Source organism: Ilyobacter sp. (genome assembly GCF_041583315.1).
Lineage (GTDB): Bacteria > Fusobacteriota > Fusobacteriia > Fusobacteriales > Fusobacteriaceae > Ilyobacter.
Genome location: NZ_JBFHGC010000408.1, coordinates 1 through 2,661, shown reverse-complemented (window position 1 = coordinate 2,661; position 2,661 = coordinate 1). Strand labels below are relative to the sequence as shown.

Here is a 2,661-nt window from a genome sequence, read left to right as displayed (position 1 = left end):
GTCTTAAAGTGCCTATTCGCAGGACAAGCGTGAAGAAATATAATAAATTTTGCGTAAAGAAAATACAATGTCTGAGCGAAGCGAGTTTTGTATTTTTAGTAAAATTTATTATATTTTAGCTTGGACAAGACAAGGCTTGATTTTTGGTTACTTTTCATCAAGGAAAAGTAACAGATTTCGTATAAATTCAGTAATTCAATCAAAATTAAGATCAACTAATAAAAAATGAAGGGATTTTACCCTTCACTGCAAGGTTTTCTATAAATTATAAGGGCATGATACATTCCGTCCCCTACAGAAAACTGTATGTCTACTATCTCTTTTTCATTATCGCTCAGAAATTCTTCTAGCTTGCTTTCCATCTCTTCTTTTTTCTCTTTTGATATTATTTTTATTTCTCTCATGAGTATCTCCCCCTGTGCCCACTTCTAAAATATTTCGCTTATCATAAGAACTGTTGATAATAAAAAGAAAACTGCAAATATTCTTTTCATATTTCTTCACCTCTTTATTTTACAGCTACTCTTTTTTAGGTTTTTTTCCTTTATTTATGGACAAAAGAAGTTTAAATATTTAGAGACATCAATTATCTGTTTTCAGCTTCTAATATAAGCCTCCTTTATCTTGTCAACAGTGTCGTATATATTTGTCTCACTGTTTATTTCCACCCTGAAATCCGAAGATATTTTGTAAAGAACCTTTCTCTTTTCATAAAGCTCCTGTATAGTCTCAAACATATTTTCAACATTGAGAAGAGGACGGTTTTTTCTTCTTTTCACACGGTTATATATACATTCTACCTCACAGTCCAAAAACACCACGAAAGAGGTTTTTATCAGATTCTTTATATTGTCATTATCTATAATAACTCCACCGCCAGTAGAGATAATCACATTATTGTCTTTAGATTCTTCTATTACTATTTGTTTTTCCAGCTTTCTAAAATATTCCTCACCCTTTTCACTGAATATTTCTGAAATATTTTTACTTTCTCTCTCTACTATCAATTTGTCTATATCTACAAATTTCATTTCAAGGGCCCTTGCCAACTGCCTGCCAACAGTGGTCTTTCCGCTTCCCATGAAACCAATGAGAGCTATGTTGTCTTTCATCAGATCACCTCTTTTAGTGATTATATCATTTTTTTTATTTACTGTTAAGTTGACTTTTTCCTGCGTGAAAAATATAATTAAGTATGTTCTTAAAATTTATCGAGGTGAATAATATGGTTTTAAAAGTATGTGTAGGAAGTGCCTGTCATATAAAAGGCTCTGAACAAGTGATCCAGACCTTGCAAAAATGCATAAAAGAGTTTCATATGGAGGATAAAATAGTCTTGAAGGCTTCATTTTGTCTAGGCAACTGCACTGAAGCTGTATCTGTTACAGTAGAGGGTGAAGAGGGCATTTTTTCTCTCTCTCCCCAAAATACCGCTGAATTCTTTAAAAATATTATAAAAAAGGTGATTTGATGCAAGTAATGAATTTTTCCGAAGCCAACTGTAAGCACTGTTATAAATGCGTGAGAAAATGCGAAGTAAAAGCTATCAAAATAGAAAATGACCAGGCACACATCATGGAAGATAAATGTATCGCTTGTGGCCAGTGTTTTGCAATCTGTCCTCAAAATGCAAGAAATATAATGTCTGATCTTGATTTTGTAAAGAACGCCATCTCTTCCGGGAGAAATGTAAATATATCTATAGCTCCGTCATTCAGAGGATTCTTCGAGGACTCCCCACGTCTTATTTCTGCCATAAAAAAGCTGGGTTTCAACAAAATAGAAGAAACTGCTGTGGGAGCAGATCTAGTTTCACAGGCTTATGAAAAATACCTTTCATCTCAGGAAGGAGGGGCTTTTATAACTACATGCTGCCCCTCAGTGGTATTTCTCATACAGAAATATTACCCGACTCTTGTGGATAATCTCATCCCTTTTGTATCTCCTATGATCGCCCACGGAAAGTTATTAAAAAAAGAGCGACCCAATGACCTGACAGTGTTTCTAGGTCCCTGTGTGTCAAAAAAATGTGAGGCTATCTCCAGAGAAAATGCCGGAATTATAGACGCTGTGCTGACCTTTGATGAGATAGTCCTTTGGCTCTCTGAGAAGGGAATAGACTATCTGGAACTCCCGACATCTGACCCTGATAAATACGGATCTGCCAGGGGTAAACAATACCCGATTGTAGGAGGTATCTTAGAGGGAATAAAGTATGAGATCTCTAAAAAAGGTCTTATTTCCATGAGAATCGACGGAGTAGATGAATGCAAAGAGATATTCCAGGAAATAATAAATGGAAATATAGGAAACTCGTGTATAGAGGTGAGTGCCTGTAAGAAAAGCTGTATAGGGGGTCCCGGAGGTCACCATATCTCCTCTTCTATATTTTCAAGACTTCAGAATGTAAAAGATTACCTTATGTCGGCAAAGACACAGGAATCTCCTGCAGAGTGTCTTCTTTCGCAGAAAGATCTGAAAAAAACCATCTCTAAAAATCCTATAAAAGAGATCGAAATCAATGAGGAAAAAATAGAAAGAATTCTTATTAAAATGGGGAAATTCAGTAAGGTGGATGAACTAAACTGTGCCAGCTGTGGGTACAATACCTGCAGAGAAAATGCTGTGGCTGTCCTACGTGGAATGTCAAGTATAGATATG

Annotated in this window: 4 protein-coding genes; 2 read left to right on the top strand and 2 right to left on the bottom strand. The window is 35.5% G+C overall.

Annotation, left to right across the window (positions count from 1 at the left end; translation table 11 throughout):
- Nucleotides 1–236 precede the first annotated feature (236 nt).
- Both ABZA26_RS12150 and ABZA26_RS12145 read right to left on the bottom strand, forming a co-directional pair.
- Complete coding sequence (locus ABZA26_RS12150; RefSeq protein ID WP_372714780.1) at nt 237–404, bottom strand: hypothetical protein; 168 nt, start codon at nt 402–404, stop codon at nt 237–239.
- A gap of 192 nt (nt 405–596) precedes the next feature.
- Nucleotides 597–1,112, bottom strand: coding sequence for a shikimate kinase (locus ABZA26_RS12145; protein ID WP_372714779.1), 516 nt, complete (start codon nt 1,110–1,112; stop codon nt 597–599).
- Between the two features lie 113 nt (nt 1,113–1,225).
- On the opposite strand from ABZA26_RS12145, the gene ABZA26_RS12140 reads away from it, so the two are divergent.
- Both ABZA26_RS12140 and ABZA26_RS12135 read left to right on the top strand, forming a co-directional pair.
- Nucleotides 1,226–1,471 (top strand): (2Fe-2S) ferredoxin domain-containing protein, encoded by a 246-nt coding sequence (locus ABZA26_RS12140; RefSeq protein WP_372714778.1) that lies wholly within the window; start codon nt 1,226–1,228, stop codon nt 1,469–1,471.
- Nucleotides 1,471–2,661: [Fe-Fe] hydrogenase large subunit C-terminal domain-containing protein (locus ABZA26_RS12135; RefSeq protein ID WP_372714777.1), on the top strand; the 1,191-nt coding region annotated here is incomplete at its 3' end. The genes ABZA26_RS12140 and ABZA26_RS12135, both read left to right, overlap by 1 nt.